The organism is Sediminivirga luteola (assembly GCF_014639315.1).
GTDB classification, from domain to species: domain Bacteria; phylum Actinomycetota; class Actinomycetes; order Actinomycetales; family Brevibacteriaceae; genus Sediminivirga; species Sediminivirga luteola.
The window spans coordinates 14007-37029 of the sequence record NZ_BMFY01000006.1 but is presented as its reverse complement, the minus strand read 5'-3'; the positions used below and the strand labels follow the sequence as shown (position 1 = coordinate 37029).

Genomic DNA, 23023 nt, shown 5'->3' with positions numbered 1-23023 from the left:
TAAGAGCTCCACCGTGCAGACGAGCCTCCGCCTAGAGGCGCTAGCGGCGGAACAGGTCCCGGTTGCGCGGCGGGGCTGCCACGCCGCGCTCCCGCTCGTGCGCGACGATCTCCTCCTGGGCCGCGGCGATCTCCTCGCCGTCGTCGAGCACCAGCCGGAGCTCCTCGTCCGGGGCGACCGAGCGCTTGATCAGTCCCAGCGCCACCGGCCCCAGTTCGTAGTGGATGGCCGAGGAGGTCACCTGGCCGACCGCACGGCGGCTGCCGCGCACCGTCGCCGTGATCTCAGTGCCGGCAGGCGGCAGCGTATGGCCGGAGCCGTCCAGGTGGAGGAACACCAGGCGGCGCGGAGGCTGTCCCAGGTTGTGCACCCGCGCGACGGCCTCCTGACCCCGGTAGCAGCCCTTGTTCAGGTGGACCGCGGTGCGCAGCGCGTCGATCTCCCCGACCAGGGTCCGGTGATCCACCTCGGCCTCGGGCGACGGCCGCCAGGCCTCGATCCGCAGCGCCTCTGCGGCGTCGTAGCCGGCGAACTCGACCGGCTGCCCGTCCAGCAGCCCGGTCCTGGCCACCTCCGCCAGCAGTTCGCGCGGGACGAGGGTCTCATAGCGCCGGTATCCGGCGCCGGGGTGCTCGGCACCGGGCAGCGTGTAGCTCGCGCCGCCGGCGCTCACGCCCGGCCAGGGGTCGGTCCACACCGTGCCGGGCCGCCACTGGGGGCCGAGCTCCCGGGTGGAGAGCAGCACGGCCCACTGGGCCGTCGCATCGGCGATCTCCACGCGCATCATGAACCGCATGGATTCGAGGAACGCGATGGCAGGCGCCGGATCGGCCGGACCGGACAGCCAAGTGGCCTCGCCGTCGTCGACCAGATGGAACCAGTGCTCGATGTGCCCGTGCGGGCTGAGGATGAGCGTCTCGGTGCTCTCCCCCGGCGGCAGAGCGGTGAGGTCCTGAGTGCTGAGCGAGTGCAGCCAGCTGAGCCGGTCCGGTCCGGTGAGGACGATGACGCCGTAGTGCGAGGCGACGGCCGGTGCTCCCTCGGCGAAAAGGCGCTGCTCGGGAAGGGGCCGGCCGAAGTGGAGCGGCACCTGCGGCCGCGGGGCCTCCCCGATCACCGCGGTGGGGTAGCCCGGCCATTCCATCGGGATCAGGCCACCTTCTTCAGCTGCGCGGAGGCGTGAGAGGCCAGGCTGTGGCCCAGGGCCGCCATGTCCCAGGCCCACAGCAGATCGCCTTTGACCAGCCCGTACATCCGGGTGGACGCCTTGTACTCCTTGGCGGTGGTGGTCCGGGCGACGACGTCGGTCGCCAGGTGGATCTGCGCGGCGTCGACGGTGCCCGCATACAGTTCCAGGACGCCGTGCGGGTGGACCAGGGAGACCTCGACCTCGAACTTGCCCTCGTCGTTGCGGAGCGTCTCGATCTGCTCGGCGGTCCGGTATTCCCCGGGGCCGGAGGGCGGGATCATGCCCGGGCCCGGGTCCGCCTCGCCGCGCTTGCGCACGAGCTGCCAGATGCCGGTCTCCAGGGCGAGCGTGTCCTCCAGCTGGCCCTCGCCGTCGAGGAGCCAGGACTGGGCGGAATACTGCAGATAGTTGCCGCCCTTGGGCACGGTAAAATCGACCCGCTGGCCGAACTGCCGGTTCTCCATCCCCGGATAACCGACCACGCCGGCACCCTCCCAGGAACCGATCAGCCAGGACAGCGGGACGAGCTCAGGATGAACCGAGGCGTCGAGTTCTATCGGCATCGGGCTTCAGCCTTGGGGGCCGGTCAGCGCTTGGGCTTGTAGAGACGGTAGACCACCAGGCCGGAGATGGCGCCGATGGCGAGGACCGACAGCACCAGGAGGCTGGTGAAGAAGATCTCCAGAGCGAGGTATTCGTCATGCATAATTCGCAAGTCTAACCGAAGACGACCACGCGCTCAGCCATGTAGATCACCACGCCGGAGAGCGCGACCGGGGCCGCGCCCAGTGCCAGCTGCACGCCGAGCCGCCGGGTCTTGGTGAGCGTCTTCGTCAGCAGCCGGTCGGAGGCGCCGTGCCCCTGGCTGGCCTCATCGGCGTCCTCCGGTCCCTGATAGCGGCTGCGCGCCACTTGCCCCAGCAGCAGGTCCACGGCGACCACGAGAGCAGAGAGGACCGCGCCCAGCACGCCGCTGACCAGCCAGCCGGCCGCGCCCTCACCCGCGACCGCGCCGGTAGCCATGCCCGCCAGCACCGCGACGCCCAGCGCCAGCGGCGTCGTGTAGAGCGCCGGCCACGGCAGGGCGATGGCGGCCAGCGCGGCGGTCAGGCTGACCAGGCCCACCAGGATGATGGTGCGGTCACCGGGGACCAGGAGGGCCGCCAGCAGGGTGCCGACGCACAGCACGATGACCGCGCCGGCGATCTGAGCCGAGACGTTCGCCACCGCGTGGGAGGCGTCGATGCCGCGGGCCAGATGCTGGATGAAGGTCCACAGCAGCGCGCCCCCGGCGACCGGCGCGAGCCACACCAGCGGCGTGATGTGGTCGCTGAACCACACCGAGACCAGTCCCGCCATGCCGGTCAGGAACAGCATCAGCGAGGTCAGCCGGGGCTGGGGCGAGTCGGTGAGCCTGGGCCAGCCGTAGGCAAGTACGATCACCACTCCCGCGGTCGCCAGCGCGAACGGCAGCGGGCCCGCGTAGATGGCAAGGCTGAGCGCGATCGCCAGCACGGCGGTGACCAGGACGCGGAACCACATCATCTAACAATCGTGCACCATGACGCGGCCGGGCCGCACAACCGATGCCACTGCGGCGTCCCGTCCGGGTAAAATGACGCCCGGCAGAGGAGAAAGCGAGGCCAGTGCGTGAGAGTTCTATTGGTATCGCCCACCGGTGAACCCGATTCCGACCACGCCCTGGCGGCTCTGACATTCCTCCATCACGAACTCCACCGTTGCCGGCTCAGCACCCAGGAGCTGCTGCGCGCGCCGGACTGCGACGTCGTGATCCTGGACGCCACGCGGGATCTGGGCGCCGCCGCCATCGCCCACGAACGGCTCACGACCGTTGGCATCGAGGTACCCCTGCTGATCACGCTCAGTGAAGGCGGGATGGCCGCCGCCTCCGCCGACTGGCGCGCCGGCGACGTCGTCCTGGCCACCGCCGGGCCTGCGGAGATCGAAGCCCGCCTGCGTCTGCTCACCAGCCGTGACGCGCCGGAGGACGAGATCGCCCAGCCTCTCACGGTCGGGGCGCTGACCATCGACGAGGCGAGCTACACGGTCCGCATCGGCGGACGCCCGCTGGACCTCACCTACAAGGAGTTCGAGCTGCTGAAGTTCCTCGCCGAGCACCCGGGCCGCGTGTTCACGCGTGCTCAGCTGCTGCAGGACGTCTGGGGCTATGACTACTACGGCGGCACGCGCACGGTGGACGTCCACGTGCGCCGGTTGCGGGCGAAACTCGGCGCGGATTTCGAGAAGAGCATCGGCACGGTCCGCAACGTCGGCTACCGCTTCGCTCCCGAAGCCGCCCACGCCGAGGATGGCGACGACGCCGGCGATGACGGCGGTGAGAACGAGTGAGGACACCACGAATGGACGAGCTCACCATCGCCGCCGCCGGCTACGCCGACGAGGACCTTCCCCGGCTGCGCCGCGCGCTCTCCCTGCTGGAGGAGATCGCCCGGCTCGACGGCATCCCGCCCGTCTCGGACGGACTCCTGGAGGCGGCGAGGTCCGGGCGGGCCGAGGTGTGGCTGGCCGAGGCGCCGTTGCGGCCGGGCGACGCGCCCACGCCGGTGGCCGCCGGTGTGGCGGCGTTGCTGGGCTCCCGGTGGAGCACCGAGTTCGCGGTGCTTCCCGGCGCCCGCGGGCGCGGCTATGGACGCGCGCTGTTCGAGCGGATCCTCGCCGACCAGGAACAGCTGGGCGTGCACTCCTGGTTCTGGTCCCACGGGGACTTCCCGGCAGCCACCGCGCTAGCTGATTCTGCGGGGATGGCCCGCGCCCGGGAACTGCTCCAGATGCAGACCGGGCCCCGGCCGGTGTTCCCTCCCCCGGAACCGGTCCCCGGCATCGGGCTGCGCACCTTCCGCCCCGGCCAGGACGAGGAGGAATGGCTGCGGGTCAACAACGCCGCCTTCCACTGGCATCCCGAACAGGGCGGGCAGCGGCTGGAGGACTTCCGCGCGGAGGCCCGGCAGCCCGGGTTCGACCCTGAGGGTTTCTTCCTGGCCTACGAGAAGGAGCGCCCCTCGCGGATCCTCGGTTTCCACCGGACCAAGCTCAGCCAGCGCGAGGGAAAGCTCGTCGGCGAGGTCTACGTCGTGGGCGTGGACCCCGCCGTGCACGGCATGGGACTGGGCCGCCTGCTCACCCAGGCCGGCCTGGCGCACCTGTCGGAGCGGGGCGCGGATCTGGTAGAGCTGTACGTCGAAAGCGACAATCTGGCCGCCCTCCGTCTCTACGAGTCGCTCGGCTTCTCCGTGGCCGTGCGGCACATCAGTTTCTCCCCCGCCGATCCCCAGCCGGCCCCCGCCCCGCAGGCCGGAGAGGAAGACGATATGACCGTGACCCAGCCCCATTCCCCTCAGCCGCCCGCTCTGCCCCCGCTGCCGCACGACCGGTTCGTCGACCGGGAGCTGAGCTGGCTGGCGTTCAACGAGCGCGTGCTCGAGCTCGCCGAGGACCACCGCCTGCCGCTGCTGGAGCGGGCGAACTTCCTGGCGATCTTCGCCTCGAATCTGGACGAGTTCTTCATGGTCCGCGTCGCCGGGCTCAAGCGGCGCATCGCCGCCGGCCTGGCGGTGCCCACCGTGACCGGCGTGCAGCCGCGCGATGTGCTCGCGGCGATCACCGAGCGCGCCCACGAGCTGATGACCCGCCACGCGGAGGTCTTCGTCCGCGACGTACGGCCAGCGCTGGAACAGGAGGGCATCCAGATCGTCGACGTCGGCGCGCTGCACGAGGACGAGCGCGCCCACATGGACGAGGTCTTCCGGGAGCGGGTCTTCCCCGTGCTGACCCCGCTGGCCGTGGACCCGGCGCATCCGTTCCCCTACATCTCCGGGCTGTCGCTGAACCTCGGGGTGCTGCTGCGGCGCGAGGACACCGGCAAGGAGATCTTCGCGCGGGTCAAGGTCCCGCAGATCCTCCCGCGGTTCGTGAACGTCTCCGCCACCCGGGACTCCCGTACCCCCTCGAAGGAGCATCCGGCCCGCTTCGTGGCGTTGGAGGACATCATCGCCACGCATCTGGACCAGCTCTTCCCCGGCATGCAGGTCATCCACCACAGCACGTTCCGCGTCACCCGGAACGAGGACCTGGAGGTGGAGGAGGACGACGCCGAGAACCTCCTCAAGGCCCTGGAGAAGGAACTGCTGCGCCGCCGCTTCGGTCCCGCCGTGCGGCTGGAGGTCACCCCGGAGATGCATCCGACGGTGCGGCAGATCCTGCTGCGCGAACTGGAGGTCGGCGAGAGCGAGGTCTACGAGCTGCCCACGCCGCTGGATCTGAAGGGACTGTTCACCCTGGGCTCGGTGACCCGCGACGATCTGCGCTATCCCAAGGCCGTGCCCCGGATGAACCGCTACCTCTCCGAGCGGGAATCCTCCCGCCAGGTGGACGTGTTCGAGGCGATGCGCAGCCGCGACATCCTGCTCCACCACCCCTACGACTCGTTCAACACCAGCGTCCAGGCGTTCCTGGAACAGGCCGCGGCCGATCCGAAGGTGCTGGCGATCAAGCAGACTCTGTACCGGACCTCGGGGGACTCCCCCATCATCGACGCCCTGATCGACGCCGCCCGTGCCGGCAAGCAGGTGCTGGCGGTGGTGGAGATCAAAGCTCGGTTCGACGAGGAGGCGAACATCTCCTGGGCGCGCAAGCTCGAGCGCGCAGGCGTCCACGTGGTGTACGGCATCGTCGGCCTGAAGACCCACGCCAAGCTCTCCCTGGTGGTGCGCCAGGAATCGCACGGGTTGCGCCGCTACTGCCACGTCGGCACCGGGAACTATCACCCGAAGACGGCCCGGCTGTACGAGGACTTCGGCCTGCTGACCTGCACCGACGACGTCGGCGACGATCTGACCCGGCTGTTCAACCAGCTCTCCGGCTTCGCGCCGAGCTCCACCTACAACCGGCTCCTGGTCGCCCCCCGCGATCTGCGCGACGGGTTGCTCGAGCTGATCGAGCGGGAGACCGAGGCCGCCCGCGCCGGGCGCGAGGCACGGATCCAGGTGAAGGCGAACTCCATCGTCGACGAGAAGATCATCGACGCCCTCTACCGCGCCTCCCAGGCCGGCGTCGCGGTGCAGGTGCTGGTGCGGGGCATCTGCGCCATCAGGCCCGGCGTGCCGGGTCTGAGCGAGAACATCGAAGTGGTCTCGATCCTGGGCCGGTACCTGGAGCACTCACGCGCCTTCGTGTTCCACAACGACGGCGACACCATCGTGTACATCGGCTCGGCCGATATGATGCACCGCAATCTGGACCGGCGCATCGAGGCCATGGTGCGGCTCACCAGCGCCGAGCACATCGAGGAGGTCCAGGCGCTGTTCGGCCTGGCCTTCGACGAGGCCACCGCACGCTGGGTGATGCGCTCGGACGGCACCTGGCAGCACGAGTCCGAGGACGCGCAGGGACGCCCGCTGCGGGACTACCAGAGCGAGCTCATCGACCGGCACCATTCGCGCCGGATCGCCCCGGCACCGCACAGGGCAGGCGGATGACCCCCACGCCCGTACGCACGGCGGGCGCGTCGGCCGGCCTGGACGCCGATGTCTTCGCCGCCGGCGCGGTGTGCTGGCGCGAGCGCGGCGGGGCCCTGGAAGTCCTGCTGGTGCATCGCCCCCGCTACCGGGACTGGTCCTGGCCGAAGGGGAAGATCGAGGCGGGTGAGACGCTGCCGGAGTGCGCCGTGCGCGAGGTGGCCGAGGAAACCGGACTGCAGATCACCCTCGGCCGCCCGCTGCCATCGGCGCGCTATCCCGTCGGGAAGAAGCTCACCAAGCACGTCAGCTACTGGGCCGCGGAGGTGCGCGGGGAGCAGGCGCCCCAGCCGGAGAACCCGCGGGAGATCGACGAGGCCCGCTGGATGAGCGTCCGCGAGGCCTACCGCAAGCTCAGCCGTTACGACGACCGGCGGCAGCTGGACGCCCTCACCGAGGCCCATGCGCACGACGGCCTGCGCACGGTGCCGCTCATTATCGTCCGCCACGGCAAGGCGTTCCCGCGCTCCAAGTGGCACGAGACCGAGTCTCTGCGGCCGCTGCTGGCACTGGGCACCCGGCAGGCCCTCGCGCTGACCGGGCTGCTGGCGGCGTGGCGGCCGGTCAAGCTGATCTCGAGCCCGTGGAAGCGCTGCGTCGCCACCCTCAAGCCGTATTCCGCCGCGCACGGGCTGACCATCAAACTCAAACCCGAGATCAGCGAGAAGGCCAACAAGAAGAAACCGGAGCGGGCGGAACGGCTGATCGGGAAGCTGATCCAGGCCGGCAGACCGGTCGCGGTATGCACCCACCGGCCCGTGCTGCCCTCCATCCTGCGGGCGATCGAGTCAGCCTCCCCGCCGCATGTGGCCAAGCGCCTGCCCCGGAAGGACCCCTACCTCGCTCCCGGGGAGATCCTGGTGGCGCACGTCCGCCTCTCCCCCACCCCGCGGGTGGCTGCGGTCGAGCGTTTCCGTCCGATCGACTCCTAGTCCGCGGGCGGAAGCAGGAACCAGCGCGCGGGCACATCCGGCACCCCGCTCCGGGAGGCTGCTCTTGCCCGCATGAATACTGTGATGCAGGCCTCTGGCAACAGGCCGCGAAGTTCATCTGTCGTTCACCTTCACAGCGCAGTCTTGTCACGATGCCTCCCTAGCGTGAAGGCGTACGAGCGGGACTCCCTCCCGATCTGACGATATGGAAAGGGCACTCTTTTGAAGACGAAGCGTATGGCTCCTGCGGTCGCCATCCTGGCCGCCAGCTCACTCGCGCTCTCCGCCTGCGGCGGAGCCAACAACCCCGACACCGGCTCCGAGGCCAATGGCGCGGAGAACGGCGGCGAGGTCAGCGAGCTCAGCGGCACCATCAACGCCGGCGGCGCCTCCTCGCAGGAGACCGCCATGACGGAGTGGACGCAGAGCTTCGCGGAGATCCACCCGAATGCTCAGGTCAACTACGCCGCAGTCGGTTCCGGCGGTGGCCGCGAGGGCTTCCTGAGCGGCGAGTACCTGTTCGCCGGCTCCGACGCCGCCATGGACGACGATGAGTACGAGGCCTCCAAGGAGGTCTGCGGCCCGGACGGCGCCTTCCACGTGCCGGCCTACATCTCCCCGATCGCCGTGGCCTACAACGTCGAGGGCGTCGACACCCAGCTGAACATGGACGCCGAGACCATCGCTCGCGTGTTCGCCGGTGAGATCACCTCCTGGGACGCCCCGGAGATCGCCGAGCAGAACGACGGCGTCGACCTGCCGTCCACCCCGATCACCGTCGTGCACCGCTCGGACGACTCCGGCACCACGGAGAACTTCACCGAGTACCTGCACGCCGCTGCCGGCGACGTCTGGGAGTGGGAGCCGGACGGCGGCTGGCCTTCCGACATCACCGCCGAGTCCGCGCAGCAGACCTCCGGCGTGGTGAGCACCACCTCCGACACCGATGGCGCGATCACCTACGCCGACGCCTCGCAGATCGGCGGCCTGCAGTCCGTGGCCGTCGGCGTGGGCGGCGAGTACGTGCCGTACTCCGCCGATGCCGCGTCCAACGCCGTCGCCTCCTCCCCGCGCGTCGAGGGCCAGGCCCCGAACAACATGGCCGTCGAACTCGACCGCGACACCGAGGAAGCCGGCGCCTACCCGATCGTCCTGGCGGCCTACAGCATCTTCTGCAACCAGTACGAGGATGAGGCCACCGCCGATCTGGTCCGCGCCTTCGCCGAGTACATCGTCTCCGAGGAAGGCCAGCAGGCAGCTTCCGAGGCGGCTGGCAACGCCCCGCTGTCCGCGGACCTGCGTGCTGAGGCCGAGGACGCGATCTCGCAGATCAGCGCAGGCTGACACCCCGGCGGAGACCCTCCGCCGAAACCTCGCTGAGCTGAGCACAGCGCACAGGGTGCGAGTCTGAAGAATCACGCCCGGAGCAGGCTGCAAAGCCGGCTCCGGGCGTGATCGCCGTCCGGCCTCGTACACTCGTTTTCGAATGCGAATGTCACATCCACCGATGTAGGAGACCACGTGGCGCACGCCAACGAGACCACGTCACCGCCCTCCGCCGGACCGGCTGCGCCCTCCGGGCCGGTCCGCAAGAAGACCCTCCGTCAGTCCGACCGCCGCGGAGTCTTCGGCGACAAGCTCTTCTCCGGCCTGGCGATGGCCGCAGGTATCGCCATCCTCGTCCTGCTGGCCTTCGTCGCCCTGTTCCTGAGCAGCAGCTCCGGGCGCGCGCTCTACAGCGAGGACGAAGGACTCATCGTCGGCCAGTTCCTGCAGTACGCGATGCCTCTGGTCGGCGGCACCATCATCGCCTCCATCATCGCGCTCGGCCTGGCCGCCCCGGTCGCCATCGGCGTGGCGCTGTTCATCTCCCACTTCGCGCCGCCGCGGGCCAGCAGGTCCATCGGCTACGTGATCGACCTGCTCGCCGCGATCCCCTCCGTGGTCTACGGCGCCTGGGGCATGAGCTTCCTGGCACCGGCCATGGTCCCGGTCTACCGCTGGCTGCACGAGAACCTGGGCTGGTTCCCCCTGTTCGCCGGCAACCCCTCCGGCACCGGGCGGACCATCCTCACCGCCGGCATCGTGCTGGCCGTGATGATCCTGCCGATCATCACCTCCGTCTCCCGCGAGATCTTCATCCAGACGCCCAAGCTGCACGAGGAGGCCGCCCTCGCGCTGGGCGCCACCCGCTGGGAGATGATCAAGATGGCGGTCTTCCCGTTCGCTCGCGCCGGCATCATCTCCGGCATCATGCTGGGCCTGGGCCGCGCGCTGGGCGAGACCATGGCGGTGGCCCTGGTGCTCTCCGGCGGCGCGCTGACCGCCTCCCTGATCTCCACCGGCAACCAGACGATCCCCGCGGAGATCGCACTGAACTTCCCGGAGGCCGGACCCGGCTCCGAACGCCAGGCGCAGCTCATCGCGATCGGCCTGGTGCTGTTCATCATCACCCTGGTCGTGAACATGATCGCGCGCTGGATCGTCAGCCGTAACAAGGAATTCTCGGGAGCCAACTGATGTCCACCCCCACGCAAGAGACGACGACGCCCCCTCCCCCCAAGGCGCAGAACTCCCTCACGCAGGGCACCCTCCCCCGGTGGACCTGGGCAGCGATGCTGGCCGGCTCCGTGGCCGTCGCCGCCGCGCTGGCTGCGGCCCTCGGCGCGGCGTTCGGCGCCGAGAGCTTCCTGATGCCGCTCTGGGTGGTCCTCGTGCCCGTCATCTACCTGCCGGCGATGCTGATCCTGCAGTGGGTGCGGATCAACAAGCGGAAGGCGATCGACGGCTTCTGGAAGAACCTCGTCTACCTGGCCTTCCTGATCGCCCTGCTGCCGCTGGTCTCCGTCATCTGGTCCGTGGTCTCCGTCGGCCTTCCCGGGCTCCTCGCACCGGGATTCCTGGCCTCGGACATGTCCGGCATCACCGGCCGGATCGACCAGGAGACCATGGAGACCGGCGGGGACGTGCTCGGCGGCATCCGCCACGCGATCATCGGCTCGCTCGTGATCACCCTGGCGGCCACCGTCATCTCGGTGCCGATTGGCCTGCTCACGTCGATCTACCTGGTGGAGTACTCCCGGGGCAGCTGGCTCTCCCGGGCGATCACCTTCTTCGTCGACGTCATGACCGGCATCCCCTCCATCGTCGCGGGCCTGTTCGCCGCCGCGGCCACCGCGTGGTTCATCTCCACCGCGAGCTCGCTCGGGCTCATGGCGGCCCGGCCGTACACGATGGGCCTGACCGCCGCGATCGCGCTGTCGGTGCTCATGATCCCGGTGGTCGTGCGCACCACGGAGGAGATGCTCCGGGTGGTGCCCAACGAGCTGCGCGAGGCGTCCTATGCCCTGGGCGTGCGCAAGTGGCGCACCATCCTCAAGGTGGTCATCCCCACCGCTATCTCCGGCATCGCCTCCGGTGTGACCCTCTCCATCGCGCGGGTCATCGGCGAGACTGCGCCCATCCTGGTCACCGCGGGCTTCGTGGTGAACGCCAACTGGAACCTGGTGTCCGGCTGGATGGCGACCCTGCCGGTGTACATCTACCGCCAGTTCCAGAACCCGATCGCCCCCGCGGCGACCGAGCCGTCCGAGCAGCGGGCCTGGGCCGCGGCGCTCGTGCTGATCATCATCGTGATGCTGCTGAACCTGGCTGCCCGCATCATCGCGCAGGTGTTCGCGCCCAAGAAGACCGGCCGCTAGAGCCGCCTGACATCGAAAGAGTGAGAGACGCACTATGTCAAAGCGCATCAACGCCATCGACCTGAATGTCTACTATGGCGACTTCCTGGCCGTAGAGGGCGTCAACATCGACATCGAGCCCCGCTCCGTCACGGCGTTCATCGGCCCCTCGGGCTGCGGCAAGACCACGTTCCTGCGGACCCTGAACCGCATGCACGAGGTGCTGCCCGGCGCACGGGTGGAGGGCCAGCTGCTGCTGGATGACGACAACATCTACGACACGGCGGTGGATCCGGTCACGGTCCGGTCCATGGTCGGCATGGTGTTCCAGCGCCCCAACCCGTTCCCCACCATGAGCATCCGCGACAACGTGCTGGCCGGATACAAGCTCAACGGCACCCGGCTGAGCCGCAGCCAGTCCGACCAGGTGGTCGAGGAGGCGCTCAAGGGCGCGAACCTGTGGAACGAGGTCAAGGACCGGCTGGACAAGCCCGGTTCCGGCCTGTCCGGCGGTCAGCAGCAGCGTCTGTGCATCGCCCGGACCATCGCGGTCAAGCCCGATGTGATCCTGATGGATGAGCCCTGCTCCGCGCTGGACCCGATCTCCACTCTGGCGATCGAGGACCTGATCAACGAGCTCAAGGACACCTACACCGTGGTGATCGTCACCCACAACATGCAGCAGGCCGCCCGGGTGTCGGAGAAGACCGCGTTCTTCAACATCGCCGGCACCGGTAAGCCCGGCAAGCTGATCGAGTACGACGAGACGACCAAGATCTTCTCCAACCCCTCGAAGAAGGACACCGAGAACTACGTCTCCGGCCGCTTCGGCTGATCGGCTGCCCTGACGGTCCGGTCGGTTCGGCTGATCGACCCGGCTTTACGAGCGGCGTGGCACCCACTGCGGGTGCCGCGCCGCTCGTGTCATGTCCGGCCCCTAGGCATCACCTCGTGGCCGGGCATGCTGGGTTTGGTTCCGCGGTTGTGCGCTACTTCCCGGTGAAGAAACGCCGAATGAGTGCACGCGCCCGGATTTGTGCCGTCGTTGACGCCTCGCTGACGCTAGAGGGCGGCGCGGGCGGCGAGGGCCATGCCTGCGGCCAGCAGGGCGCTGGCAGGGGCGCTGATCAACCAGCAGATGACCACCGGGGCGGCATACCGCAAGCGGATCGGCCGGTGACCGGCGACCGCCGCGCCGAAGATCGCCGAGCCGACCGTGAAGGTCAGCGAGATGGGCGCCCGGAAGACGAACGCCGCCAGGAACAGCAACGCGTTGGAGCCGGTGTCCGCGACCACCCGCTGGACCGGGTCGATCCGCGCGACCTTCTCCCCCAGCGTCCGGGTGATCCGCCAGCCGCCATACCACGTACCCAGGGCGAGCACCGCGGCGATGGTGACCCGCACCGGCCATGAGGTCGGCGGCTGTTCGGCGAGCGCATGGGCTCCGGTGCTGTAGGCGGTCAGCGCGATCATCATCACGGCGGCGGACTTCTGCGCGTCCTGGATGCCGTGCGCGAGTCCCAGCGCGGAGGTGGAGACCGCCTGCACCCCACGCGTCCGGGCGAAGAGCTTCTTCGGTTCCACCGCGGAGACCAGCCGGGAGACCAGGCGGGTCAGCACCAGGGCCAGCAGGAACGCCAGCAGGGGCGAGAGCAGCAGCGGGCCGATGACGCCGGTCACCAGCACCTCCGGATGCACCACCGAACCGAACACGAAGCCCGAGCCGAGCAGGCCGCCGATGAGCGCGTGGGTGGAGGACATCGGCAGCGCCGCCACATAGGTCACGATGTTCCAGAGCACCGCGGCCGCCAGCGCGCAGATCAGCATGACCAGCACGATTGCCGCCTGTTCGGGCATCTCCACGATGCCGGATCCGATGCGGTCGGCGATGCCCTGCCCCAGCAGCGCGCCGATGAAGTTGAACAGGGTCACGACGACCAGCGCCCAGCGCGGGGTGAGCGCCCGGCTCTGCACCGCGTTGACCACTGTGGTGGAAGTGTCGTGGAAGCCGTTGCAGAAGGCGAAGAGCAGGGTGAGCAGCACGGCACCGCCCAGCAGGAGCTCCACCCTAGGACTCCTTGGCCGCGATCCGCCCGATCACGAGCGCTACCTGGGCGAAGGCGGCCGCCGCGTGGGAGAACTGCTCCCCCAGCTGGTAGTGGGCGAACGCTCGTTCCACCTGGCTCCCGGGAGCCGTCTGGCGGCCGAGCGCGCGCGGGCGGTTCATCCGGAGGGCCACCGTGCGCGCCCGGTAGCCCAGCGCGCGGACGGTATCGGCGTACTCCCACTGGTCCAACTGCACGTGCAGCCGGGACGTCATGCGGGTGGTGGCCTCCACCTGGGCGCTCAGGATACCCAGGAGCTCCTCGGCGCCCGGGGGCAGATCGTCGAACCGGGTGTGCACCATCGCCACGCCGATGTCCGCGAGCCGGTGGGTGATGTCCCGCAGGCCGTCGGCCAGCAGGTAGATGTCCTCCCGGTCCAGGGGCGTGACGTAGTTCTCCCTGAGCTGGCGGGCGACCAGATGGGTGGACTCGTCGGCGGCGTCGCACAGGTCCTGCAGGGACTCCAGCAGGTCCCGGCGGTCTTCCGCCGGCACCCCGGACAGCTCGGCCAAACGCAGGTGAGCGCTCTCGATATGGGCGGACAGCTGGGCGAATGCGGTGTAGAACACCGCGTCATGGGGGACTCGCCGCAGTCGCACGTCTACCTTCTCTGGTCCTCGGCGAGACGCCGCCATCAAGGAAGCTTCGAAAGGGTGCCGGACCGAGAGCGCCTCTCGGCGAGTGGCCGCTCGAAGCGGCAAATGGTGGAGCCCGGGGCTTCAGCGGCCCGGCACCCTCGGCCCTGCGAACAGGGCCGCTGCCATTCTAGGCCACCTGGGGGCGATCACGCATCGGTACATGCCCGGTCCCGAGCTGACCAGCGACGACGCCCGGCGGGGTTGCGCGCCGGGTGGTGCGCAGGCCCGCGGGAAGAAGGAACTTCTGGTCCTCAGCCGGCGGCGGCGTTCACGGCGGCGCCGAGCCGGCGGAACGTCTCCTCAAGGATCGGGCCGGGGGTGGCGAAGTTCACCCGCAGCCAGCCGCGATAGTCCCGGCCGCACAGGGTGCCGTCGGTGGCTGCGACGCCGGCGTGCTGGCGGAAGTACCGGCCGAGATTGCCCTCGATGCCGTACTCGCGCAGGTCCAGCCAGCCCAGATACGTGGCCTGGGGCACCGCGAGCCTGGCCTGCGGCAGGTGCTCGGCGACCAGCAGCCGGAGCCGCTGCCGGTTGACGTCCAGGTGGGTGACGAGGTCATCGAGCCAGTCGCGCCCCTCCCGGAAGGCCGCCGTCGTCGCCCAGACCCCCAGGGAACCCGCGGCGTGCTGCGGCCAGCGGCCGATCCGGCGCCAGCGCACCAGATCGTCGTCGTTGGTGAAGATCACCTGCGCGCATTTCAGGCCCGGGATGTTCCAGCCCTTGGAGGCGGAGGTCGCGGTGATGGTGTGCGCCCTGGTGGTCTCATTCAGCGCCGCGTAGGGCACATGCTCGGCGCCGGGATAGACAAGCGGCGCGTGGATCTCATCGGCCCAGACCCGTCCGCCGTGCCGGTCCACCACCTCCGCCAGTGCGAGCAGCTCCTGGCGGGTGTAGACGGTGCCGGTGGGGTTGTTCGGGTTCACCAGGATCAGCAGGCTGGCGCCGCCGGCGAAGGCGCGGTCGATGGCCTCCAGATCGAGGATCGCCCGGCCCTCCTCTTCGATCGCCGGTACCTGAATCAGTTCCCGGCCCAGGTCACCGGGAAGCTGCAGGAACGGCATGTAGCCGGGCGTCGGGAGGATCACGGGCGAACCCGGCGCGGTGAAGTGCTCGATGGCCAGCTGGAGCGCGGCGATCACCTCGGGCAGGACGCCGATGCGTGCCGGGTCCAGCTGCCAGCCGTGCCGGTCCGCGAGCCAGCCGGCAAGGGCCTCACGGACTCTTCCGAGTTCCGCCTCGGTGACGTATCCGTAACTGGCGTGGCCGACGCGGAAACGCAGTTCGTCGGTGACGGCCGGGGCGGTCCCGAAATCGGATTCGGCGACGAACGTGCCGATCAGGTCGGGATACGTGCTCCACTTGGCGCCGCCGGCGCGGCGCAGTTCCGGGATGGTCAGCTCGGGGAACTGGTAGGCCATGGGTACCTCCTCGTCCCCTCCACCCTAGTGTGTTGCTCACGACGCCCCGGATCTGCGGCACCGGTGACTGCAGTGGTGACAGGCGGCCCACGTCCGCCCGGCCGGCGGCCCCGGTTGCGGCCGGTCGCCCCGGTTGCAGCTGGGGTCGTCTACCAGGAATCGGGTCGACCGAGGGACCCCATAGCTTCAGTCGAGATCGCCGGAGCGCCAGGCCAACGCGCAGTGCTGCAGATCCGTTGCCATGGCCTGGAGGCCCTCGGGACCGCGCTGCGCCTCCCCGCGGCGGTGCAACGCCGCGCGGCCGAGCGCCACGATCCGGACGAACGCGGCGGCGCGCAGGAGCGTCATGCCGAGGTCTCCGGTGAAGACCCCGGCGAGGATCTCATCGGCGGCCGTGCGGACGGAGTCGGGACCGGGCGGATTCTCCACCCCGCTGATGACCTGGTCGACGTCGAGTCTGCCCTGCCCGGCCTGGAACTCCGCGGCCACCTGGGAGGGAGCGGAGTGGATCCACTCGCGGATGACGTACAGCCGCCACAGCGCACCCGGCAGCGAGACCGCGGGAGCCGTGGCCCACATGTCCGCGATGACTTCCAGGCCGATCTCCTCGGCCAGGTGCACGAACCTGCGGACGGACTCCTCATCCGCTTCCCGCTGGCCGCGCGAGACGAGCATCGCGGCGGTGGCGTGGGCGGCCTCCACCCGGGTGGCGGTGTCGAGGTCGGTGCGAAGACCCTCCAGTGTGGCGAGAGCGAGCGGCCGTCGGAATCTGGGTGCCTCATTCATCGGCGCCCATCTTAGGCCTCCAGCCCTGGCGAGGCGACTCCTGCTGGTGACGGGACCGGACGGGCACCAACGCGGCAGCGGAGGGCACCGGGCCGACGCCCGCGCAGCGGACGGAGGGAACCCTTACATCAGCCGGGCTTCTCGTGAGGCACGGCGTCCTCTGGTGACGCTCAGAGACGACCCGTACCCTGGGAGGACCGTACGCCCGCGACCTCGAGGAGAGTCGTCATGCCGAAGGATCTCAGCTCCGTCTCCCGTCTGGCCGTGCGCAAGGACGGCTCGCTCAACCCGGTGGCGCAGTCAACGCTGCTGAAGCTGCTCTCCGTGCAGCGGCCGGTCGTCCTGGCCTATGTGCGGCAGGTCCGGCGGCGGCACCCCGATGCCAGCCCGCAGGAACTCGTGCAGATCCTGGAGTCGCAGTACCGGTGGATCGCCACCGGCGGCGGCGCGGCCGTCGGCGCCACGGCCGTGGTCCCCGGCGTGGGCACCGGCGCGGCGCTCGTCCTGGCCACCGCGGAGACCGCGGGGTTCCTGGAGGGCTCTGCCCTGTTCGCGCAGGCGCTCGCCGAGGTGCACGGCATCCAGGTGAACGATCCGCAGCGCGCCAACGTGCTCGTCATGGGGGTGATGCTCGGCAAGGCCGGCACCAGCCTGATCCGGCAGTACAGCACGCAGCAGGAGACCCCGCCGGGCGGCGACGTCTCCTCTCACTGGGGCGCGATGGTCGCCACGCAGATCCCGAACGCCGTGCTGAACAAGCTGGTGAAGCAGCTCAAGCGGACCATGCTCAGGCGGTTCACCAGCAAGCAGGGCGCCTCCGTCGTGGGCAAGATCATGCCGTTCGGGATCGGGGCGGTGATCGGCGGAGCGGCGAACCGTTCGCTGGCGAACTCAGTGGTGAAGCACTCCCGGCAGGCGTTCGGACCGGCACCGGCCGTGCTGCCGGACTATCTGGAGCCAGATCCGGCGGACTCCACCTCAGCGCAGCAGGACCGGGACCTCGTCGGCGGGCTGAAGCATCTCATGACGCTGCTGCGCCGCCGGAAGAGGGCCGATGCCGGGCCGGGGAACACCACGGACGACGATGTGATCCCCGGAGAACTCGCGGAGGAGGCTCTGCCGCCGGGCAATCACCAGCGGTGATGCACCTGCGGGCGGATCTGCTCGTCGTAGAGCCGGCTGACCGCGCCAAGGAACTCGCCCGGCAGTGAGGGGACGTCCGCGGCGCCCGCGTTGCCCCGAGCCTGCGCTGAGTTCCGCGCTCCCGGGATCACGGTGCTGACGCCGGCCAGCTGCGCGACCCAGGCCAATGCCGCCGTCGCCGGCTCCAGTCCGTGCGCGCGGGCGAGTTCGGCGAACCGCGCGGCGGCCTCGACTCCCGTGGCGAAGTCCACGCCGGAGAAGGTCTCCCCCACGTCGAAGGCCTCGCCGCGGCGGTTGAAGCTACGGTGATCGTTCTCCGCGAACGTGGTCTGCGCGGTGTACCGGCCGCTGAGCAGGCCGCTTGCCAGGGGGACGCGCGCGATGACCCCCACCCCCGCCTGAGCCGCGGCGGGGAGCACCTCGTCCAGCGGCTTCTGCCGGAAGGCGTTGAGGATGATCTGCACCGTGGCCACATGGGGCCGGGCGATGGCGCTGAGCGCCTGCGCGCAGGTCTCGACGCTCACGCCGTAGGCTGCGATGGCCCCCTCCTCGACGAGGCGGTCCAGGTCGTCGAAGACCCGGTCGGACGCGAAGACATCGTCATCGGGGCAGTGCAGCTGGACCAGGTCGAGCGTGTCCGTGCCGAGGTTCCGCCTGGACCGGTCGATCCAGGCGCGGAAGTTCTCCGGGGTGGCGTGCGCCAGTGAGGGCTGGGCCGCGCGGCGGATCATCTTCGTGGCCACGGTGCCCTGCCAGCCGGGATTCGACTGGAGCCAGCGCCCGATCAGGCTCTCACTGCGCCCGTCCCCGTACACGTCGGCGGTGTCGAAGAACGTCACGCCGGCCTCCGCCGCGGCGTCGAGGACCGCGAGCGCATCGGATTCGTCCACCGCGCCCCAGTCGGCCCCTAGCTGCCAGGTGCCCAGCCCGATCACCGAGACCTCCCTGCCGGTACGACCCAGGGTGCGTTGCTCCATCGGCGTCTCCTCGTCATCTCACGGCTGTGCCGGCGCGGCGCCGGCGTCGGCCGGCAGGCATGGTGCTCACCGCGATGCTACCGCGCGGGGAGCTTGGCGTCCGCCGGCAGCCGGCGATCCTAGTGCTCGCCGGAGCCGCCCGAGGAACGGTTCGCACCGGCAGGCGAAGGGGCGGAGTGCCCCGGGCAGCGCGATCCCGGGAGGTTGGCTCCCGCGCCCGGCGCGCGCGTCTGCGGCGCCTGACCTCCGCTGAACGCGGCGCCAGCACCAGCCTTCCTGCTGGCTCGTCCAGGACGCGCGGGCGGCGGTCAGGCGAACAGGCCGTCCAGCCACTCCTTCCAGGCCTTCTCGGTGCCTTCGCGGTCGATGTCACGATAGATGTAGTGCCCCACCGCGATGGGCAGCCCCATCACGGAGCGTTCGTGGAAGCGGTAGAGGCCGTCATCGGTCCGCAGCCCGATGAAGTCGGCCCCGGGCTGGGCGTAGTCGACCACCCCGTCGAGCACCGGGAGGCCTTCGGGTGTCAGCCGCAGATGCTGGCCGACCTCGACCGGCCCCTCGACGCCGAGTGCGTTCTCCAGGGTCTTCCAGGCCTCGGGTGTCGCTGAGACGGCGGGCCCCTCGGCCACGACGAACGCAGCCGGCCGTCCAGCGAAGTGCTTGATGTACTGGGACAGGGTGTGCAGGTACATGTCCCAGCCGTGCCCCGTGAGCTCGCCGTAGTCGAACTCCGCGTCCCAGTCATGGCCCAGGTACCCGCTGTGCACGAAGGTCAGCACTGTGGTGCTGCTGTCACGGGCCTCGACGAGGTACTCGAAGACGTGGACGGCGCCGTTCTCCGCCTCCGGGGTGCGCACGGCGAAACGACGCGGCTCCTGGCGCTCGACGTGCATCCCCTCCAGCGAGCCGTACGGGTCGGGAGACCACGCGGCCTGCCCCTCCGGGGTGGCGACGGCGTGCCACACCTGTTCCGGGGTCCCTTCCAGGACGACTTCCTTGTGAATCTTGAATTCCTTGGACATCTGAATCTCCTCGTGGTGGGCGGCGGGCCGCCAATGCGGGTGAGTGTGGCCGCGAACGGCCGGGTTTCACTGATCGGGACGATCACGACCGGCCGGGCCAGGGCCGTGGCGGGATCCGGGGCGGGAGCCGCGGCCGCCCGGCGGCTGGGCATCCGCCGGGACTGCCGGGTGGACGGCGACGACGAGCCGGTGCAGCTTGCCCTCACCGTCACCGGGCTGCCGGTCGCGGTGGTACTTGGCCACGAGGCCGGTGATCGCCTCGGAGAGCTCCTCGGCGAACGCGGCCCGGTCCGCCGCGGAGATGAAGCGGATCTCCCCGTCCATCGCGAACGTCGCCACGGCCCTACGTGCCTTCCGGGCTCCCGCGAGCAGAGTGCCCACGTCGCGCACCAGGCGGGAGGCGAGCGCGAGCAGCCAGCGTGCGGAGAGCCGGTCCGGAGCGTAGGCCGGATCGGGCTGCATCTCCCCGAGGGTTCCCGGGGAGATCACATAGGAGGCAGCCGAGGCCTGCACGACCCGTTCGGTGAAGTTCCCGCGCCGGCGTTCCTCGACCAACTCGACCAGGCCGTGCTGTTCCAGGATGCGCAGGTGGTAGTTCACCTTCTGTCGCGGCATCCCGAGCCTGGCCGCCAGCCCGGTGGCCGAACGCGGTTCGGACAGTTCAGCCAAGAGCTGCCGGCGCATGGGGTGCAGGGAGGCTTCGGCCGCCTCAGCATTGCTGATCATTCCGACATCCTGCATGCTTCTACAGTCCTATTGAAAAATTATTTTGTCAATAGCGGCGAGCCCGACCGTGATCACACTCAGTAGATCGATGATCGAGCCGCGGCTGGGAGCCGTCGGAGAACGCAGAGCGACCGGGCCGCGGATGGCCGTGCGGCGTCAGGCTGAGACGGAAACCCGGCGGCGGCGGGCGGCGCGGGCACTCCATCTGCCGTCCCGGTGCTCCACCTCGATGGGATGACCGAAGGCTGCCGAGACATGCTGACTGGTGAGCACGTCCCCGACCTCTCCGGCCGCCACCACGCGGCCGGCGGAGAGCAGCAGGGCGTGCCCGGTGCTCGCCGGGAGCTCTTCGAGGTGGTGTGTCACCAGGACCGAGGTCAGCTCCGGGTGGGTCTCGCTGAGGAGGTCGATAGTCTCCAGCAGCTGCTCGCGGGCCGCGACGTCCAGGCCCGTAGAGGGCTCGTCCAGGAGGAGAAGATCGGGGTCGGCCACCAGCGCCTGCGCGATCAGCGTCCGGCCCCGCTCGCCCTGGGAGAGCGTGGGCCAGCGCTCCGCGGCTTTGCCGCCAAGACCGAGCGTCTCGATCACGCCGTGCGCCTGCTGCAACTCGTCAGCCGACGGTGACCACCGCATCGGCGTCTCGATAGTGCCGGTCAGGCCGGTCAGGACCACCTGAGTGACAGTCAGCGGTGACCGTAGAGGGTGTCGGGGGTTCACGTGGCCGATCCGCCGGCGGAGCGCTTGCAACTCCACCCGGCCGAGGCGCTCGCCCAGGACATCGGCGGTGCCGGAGGTCGGGTGGACCAGCGCACCGCAGAACCCGAGGACAGTGCTCTTGCCCGCGCCGTTCGGGCCGAGCATCACCCAGTGCTCGCCGCGCTTCACAGTGAAGGAGATGCCGTGCAGGATCTCCTTGTCTCCCCGGCGGAACGTCACGTCCTTCAACTCGAGCGCGACAGCAGCGTCCATGGCGACCTCTTCGACGATCAGGCGGATTCCGCGCGGCGCCGATCCAAGCGGTCCGCACGCTGTCCTCCATGCTAGCGACGCAGGCACCGATGCCCCTCCCGGGGTCGTACCGCCGCGCGCAGCCGGCTGATTTACAGTCAGCGGGCGACCTTCCTGGGGAAGATCGCCGCGGCGAGCCAGACGGCCGCGGCGATGAAACCGGCACACCACAGGACGCCGATCCACCACTCGCTGCCCGGTGCCTGACCGTTCAGCAGCGCCCGGGAGGCGTCGATGACGGGGGTCATCGGCTGATACCCCGCGAAGCCCCGCAGCCAGCCCGGCATCGTCTCCACCGGAGCGAATCCGGAGGAGACATAGGGCAGGAACAGCAGGATGAAGCCGTAGCCGCTGGCAGCCTCCGCGGAACCCGCCACCATGCCGAGGACCGCGAAGACCACGGTGATCACGAGGATCCAGAGAGCGATGAGGCCGACGGCGCCGGAGAACTGCATCACCGAGGCCTCGGTCCGGAATCCGAGCGCGAAGGCCACGGCGACCACGACCGCGGTGGCCAGCAGATTGCGCACCATCGACGATGCCGTGTGCCCTAGCAGCACGGTGACGGAGGGGAACGGCATGGTGCGCAGCCTGTTCATGAATCCGGTGGTCATGTCGTTGGAGACCACGACGGCGGTGTAGGAGGCGCCGAACCCGGCCGCTGTGAGCGCGATGGCCGGCAGCACATAGGCCAGGTAGTCGCCGCGGTCGCCCCCCTGGCCCGCGGCGATGGACTCGCCGAAGATGAAGGTGAAGATCAGCATGAGCATCAGCGGCAGCATGACGGCCATCAGCAGCGACTCCGCGTCGCGGAAGGAATGCTTGAGGCTGCGCGCGGTGAAGACTTTCAGGCCGGTCAGGAATCCGGCGCCCTGGCTCGGGGTCGGACGCGGTGAGGAAGTTCTCGAAACGGTGGTGGCGACGCTCATGCTGGGGTCTCGTCTTTCTGGTTCTGCCCGGCGGGCGCACCGGTGAGCTGCAGGAACACTTCGTCAAGGGTGGGACGGCGCACGGTCACGGTGGCTTCCGGACGGGTCCGGGCGAGGGCAGTCAGATCCCGGGCGACGTCGGCCGCAGAGCCACGCGTGGGAACTTCCTGGAGAAGATGACCGGCCTCGTCATGGAGCTGGATCGTCGAACCGCCCACGCGCTGCTTCAGTTCCGGGGCGGTGCCGGCGGCGATGATCGATCCGCCGTGGAGGACCATGATCTGCTCGGCGAGCACATCGGCTTCTTCGAGGTACTGCGTGGTCAGGAAGATCGAGGTGCCGGTGGCGGCCAGCGCGTTGATCTCGTCCCAGAGCGCCTGCCGGCTCCTGGTGTCCAGACCCGTGGTCGGCTCGTCCAGGAAAATGAGCCGCGGACCGGCGATCAGGCTGGCGGCGATGTCCAGCTTGCGGCGCATACCGCCGGAATAGGTGGCGACGCGCCTGCCGGCCGCCGCGCTCAGCTCAAAGCGTTCCAGCAGCTCATCGGCCCGTCGTCTGGCCTCGCGACGAGAGAGCCCGAAGAGCCGCCCCATCATGAGCATGTTCTCCGCCCCGGTGAGCGCACCGTCGACGGCGGCGTACTGGCCGGTGAGCGAGATCAGCTTCTGCAATTGCGCCCGGTCCCGCTGCGGGTCAAGTCCGAGCACCCTGGCCCGGCCGGCGTCGTATCGGATCAGCGTGGAGAGGATGTTGACGAGAGTTGTCTTACCCGCTCCATTGGGACCCAGTAACGCATGGATACCAGGCGCCAGGGCGAGGTTCAGGTCTTGCAGGACGTGGCGTTGGCCGTAGCTCTTGGAGAGTCCTGCGATCTCGATGAGCCACTCGTCTGTGTATGGCATAAACAGAGTATGG

21 protein-coding genes are annotated in these 23023 nt (G+C 69.7%); 8 read left to right on the top strand and 13 right to left on the bottom strand.

Features of this window, described 5'->3' with window-relative positions; translation table 11 throughout:
* Positions 1 to 40 precede the first annotated feature (40 nt).
* The 3 genes from ygfZ to IEW13_RS07890 all read right to left on the bottom strand — a co-directional run bounded on the left by ygfZ (position 41) and on the right by IEW13_RS07890 (position 2734).
* Complete coding sequence (ygfZ, locus tag IEW13_RS07900) at positions 41 to 1144, bottom strand: CAF17-like 4Fe-4S cluster assembly/insertion protein YgfZ (RefSeq protein ID WP_188550415.1); 1104 nt, start codon at positions 1142 to 1144, stop codon at positions 41 to 43.
* Between the two features lie 5 nt (positions 1145 to 1149).
* The gene (locus IEW13_RS07895) at positions 1150 to 1752 is read right to left on the bottom strand and encodes a heme-binding beta-barrel domain-containing protein (RefSeq protein ID WP_188550414.1); all 603 of its coding nucleotides are present in this window, start codon (positions 1750 to 1752) and stop codon (positions 1150 to 1152) included.
* 154 nt (positions 1753 to 1906) lie between these two features.
* Positions 1907 to 2734 (bottom strand): ammonia permease, encoded by an 828-nt coding sequence (locus tag IEW13_RS07890; protein ID WP_229745002.1) that lies wholly within the window; start codon positions 2732 to 2734, stop codon positions 1907 to 1909.
* Between the two features lie 105 nt (positions 2735 to 2839).
* Here IEW13_RS07890 and IEW13_RS17765 point away from each other — a divergent pair, with 105 nt between their 5' ends.
* The 7 genes from IEW13_RS17765 (at position 2840) to pstB (ending at position 12191) form a co-directional block, all read left to right on the top strand.
* Positions 2840 to 3559, top strand: a complete 720-nt coding sequence (locus IEW13_RS17765) for a winged helix-turn-helix transcriptional regulator (protein WP_373283561.1) — start codon at positions 2840 to 2842, stop codon at positions 3557 to 3559.
* A gap of 11 nt (positions 3560 to 3570) precedes the next feature.
* Complete coding sequence (locus IEW13_RS07880) at positions 3571 to 6705, top strand: RNA degradosome polyphosphate kinase (RefSeq protein WP_188550413.1); 3135 nt, start codon at positions 3571 to 3573, stop codon at positions 6703 to 6705.
* Positions 6702 to 7676, top strand: coding sequence for an NUDIX hydrolase (locus tag IEW13_RS07875; RefSeq protein WP_188550412.1), 975 nt, complete (start codon positions 6702 to 6704; stop codon positions 7674 to 7676). Before IEW13_RS07880 ends, IEW13_RS07875 begins: the two co-directional genes overlap by 4 nt.
* 237 nt (positions 7677 to 7913) lie before the next feature.
* On the top strand, positions 7914 to 9020 hold the full coding sequence (gene pstS / locus IEW13_RS07870) for a phosphate ABC transporter substrate-binding protein PstS (protein ID WP_188550411.1): 1107 nt from the start codon (positions 7914 to 7916) through the stop codon (positions 9018 to 9020).
* Between the two features lie 177 nt (positions 9021 to 9197).
* The gene (pstC, locus tag IEW13_RS07865) at positions 9198 to 10196 is read left to right on the top strand and encodes a phosphate ABC transporter permease subunit PstC (RefSeq protein WP_188550410.1); all 999 of its coding nucleotides are present in this window, start codon (positions 9198 to 9200) and stop codon (positions 10194 to 10196) included.
* Positions 10196 to 11377 carry a phosphate ABC transporter permease PstA gene (gene pstA / locus IEW13_RS07860; protein WP_188550409.1) on the top strand — a complete coding sequence of 394 codons (1182 nt, stop codon included), beginning with the start codon at positions 10196 to 10198 and terminating at the stop codon, positions 11375 to 11377. Before pstC ends, pstA begins: the two co-directional genes overlap by 1 nt.
* 34 nt (positions 11378 to 11411) lie before the next feature.
* Positions 11412 to 12191, top strand: coding sequence for a phosphate ABC transporter ATP-binding protein PstB (pstB, locus tag IEW13_RS07855; RefSeq protein ID WP_188550408.1), 780 nt, complete (start codon positions 11412 to 11414; stop codon positions 12189 to 12191).
* 227 nt (positions 12192 to 12418) lie between these two features.
* On the opposite strand, the gene IEW13_RS07850 is transcribed toward pstB, so the two are convergent.
* The 4 genes from IEW13_RS07850 to IEW13_RS07835 all read right to left on the bottom strand — a co-directional run bounded on the left by IEW13_RS07850 (position 12419) and on the right by IEW13_RS07835 (position 16303).
* Positions 12419 to 13423, bottom strand: a complete 1005-nt coding sequence (locus IEW13_RS07850; protein ID WP_188550407.1) for an inorganic phosphate transporter — start codon at positions 13421 to 13423, stop codon at positions 12419 to 12421.
* Position 13424: 1 nt separating this feature from the next.
* Positions 13425 to 14060: a DUF47 domain-containing protein gene (locus IEW13_RS07845; RefSeq protein ID WP_188550406.1), complete on the bottom strand. Its 636-nt coding sequence runs from the start codon at positions 14058 to 14060 to the stop codon at positions 13425 to 13427.
* 290 nt (positions 14061 to 14350) lie between these two features.
* Positions 14351 to 15517, bottom strand: coding sequence for a MalY/PatB family protein (locus IEW13_RS07840; RefSeq protein WP_188550405.1), 1167 nt, complete (start codon positions 15515 to 15517; stop codon positions 14351 to 14353).
* Positions 15518 to 15703: 186 nt separating this feature from the next.
* Positions 15704 to 16303, bottom strand: a complete 600-nt coding sequence (locus IEW13_RS07835; protein ID WP_229745001.1) for a hypothetical protein — start codon at positions 16301 to 16303, stop codon at positions 15704 to 15706.
* A 228-nt stretch (positions 16304 to 16531) separates the two neighbouring features.
* Between IEW13_RS07835 and IEW13_RS07830 the strand changes: the two genes are divergently transcribed.
* A complete protein-coding gene (locus IEW13_RS07830; RefSeq protein WP_188550404.1) occupies positions 16532 to 17446 on the top strand; it encodes a hypothetical protein in 915 nt (304 codons plus the stop codon).
* Here the strand turns inward: IEW13_RS07830 and IEW13_RS07825 are convergent.
* The 6 genes from IEW13_RS07825 to IEW13_RS07800 form a co-directional block, all read right to left on the bottom strand.
* Positions 17434 to 18423, bottom strand: a complete 990-nt coding sequence (locus IEW13_RS07825; RefSeq protein WP_188550403.1) for an aldo/keto reductase — start codon at positions 18421 to 18423, stop codon at positions 17434 to 17436. The genes IEW13_RS07830 and IEW13_RS07825 overlap by 13 nt on opposite strands.
* Before the next feature lie 308 nt (positions 18424 to 18731).
* A complete protein-coding gene (locus tag IEW13_RS07820) occupies positions 18732 to 19445 on the bottom strand; it encodes an SRPBCC family protein (RefSeq protein ID WP_188550402.1) in 714 nt (237 codons plus the stop codon).
* Positions 19446 to 19511: 66 nt separating this feature from the next.
* Positions 19512 to 20171, bottom strand: coding sequence for an ArsR/SmtB family transcription factor (locus IEW13_RS07815; RefSeq protein WP_373283560.1), 660 nt, complete (start codon positions 20169 to 20171; stop codon positions 19512 to 19514).
* A gap of 156 nt (positions 20172 to 20327) precedes the next feature.
* Positions 20328 to 21140 (bottom strand): ABC transporter ATP-binding protein, encoded by an 813-nt coding sequence (locus tag IEW13_RS07810; RefSeq protein ID WP_188550400.1) that lies wholly within the window; start codon positions 21138 to 21140, stop codon positions 20328 to 20330.
* Between the two features lie 137 nt (positions 21141 to 21277).
* Positions 21278 to 22108: an ABC transporter permease gene (locus IEW13_RS07805; RefSeq protein ID WP_188550399.1), complete on the bottom strand. Its 831-nt coding sequence runs from the start codon at positions 22106 to 22108 to the stop codon at positions 21278 to 21280.
* Positions 22105 to 23010, bottom strand: coding sequence for an ATP-binding cassette domain-containing protein (locus IEW13_RS07800; protein ID WP_188550398.1), 906 nt, complete (start codon positions 23008 to 23010; stop codon positions 22105 to 22107). The genes IEW13_RS07805 and IEW13_RS07800 overlap by 4 nt, the downstream gene beginning before the upstream one ends.
* Positions 23011 to 23023: the final 13 nt, after the last annotated feature.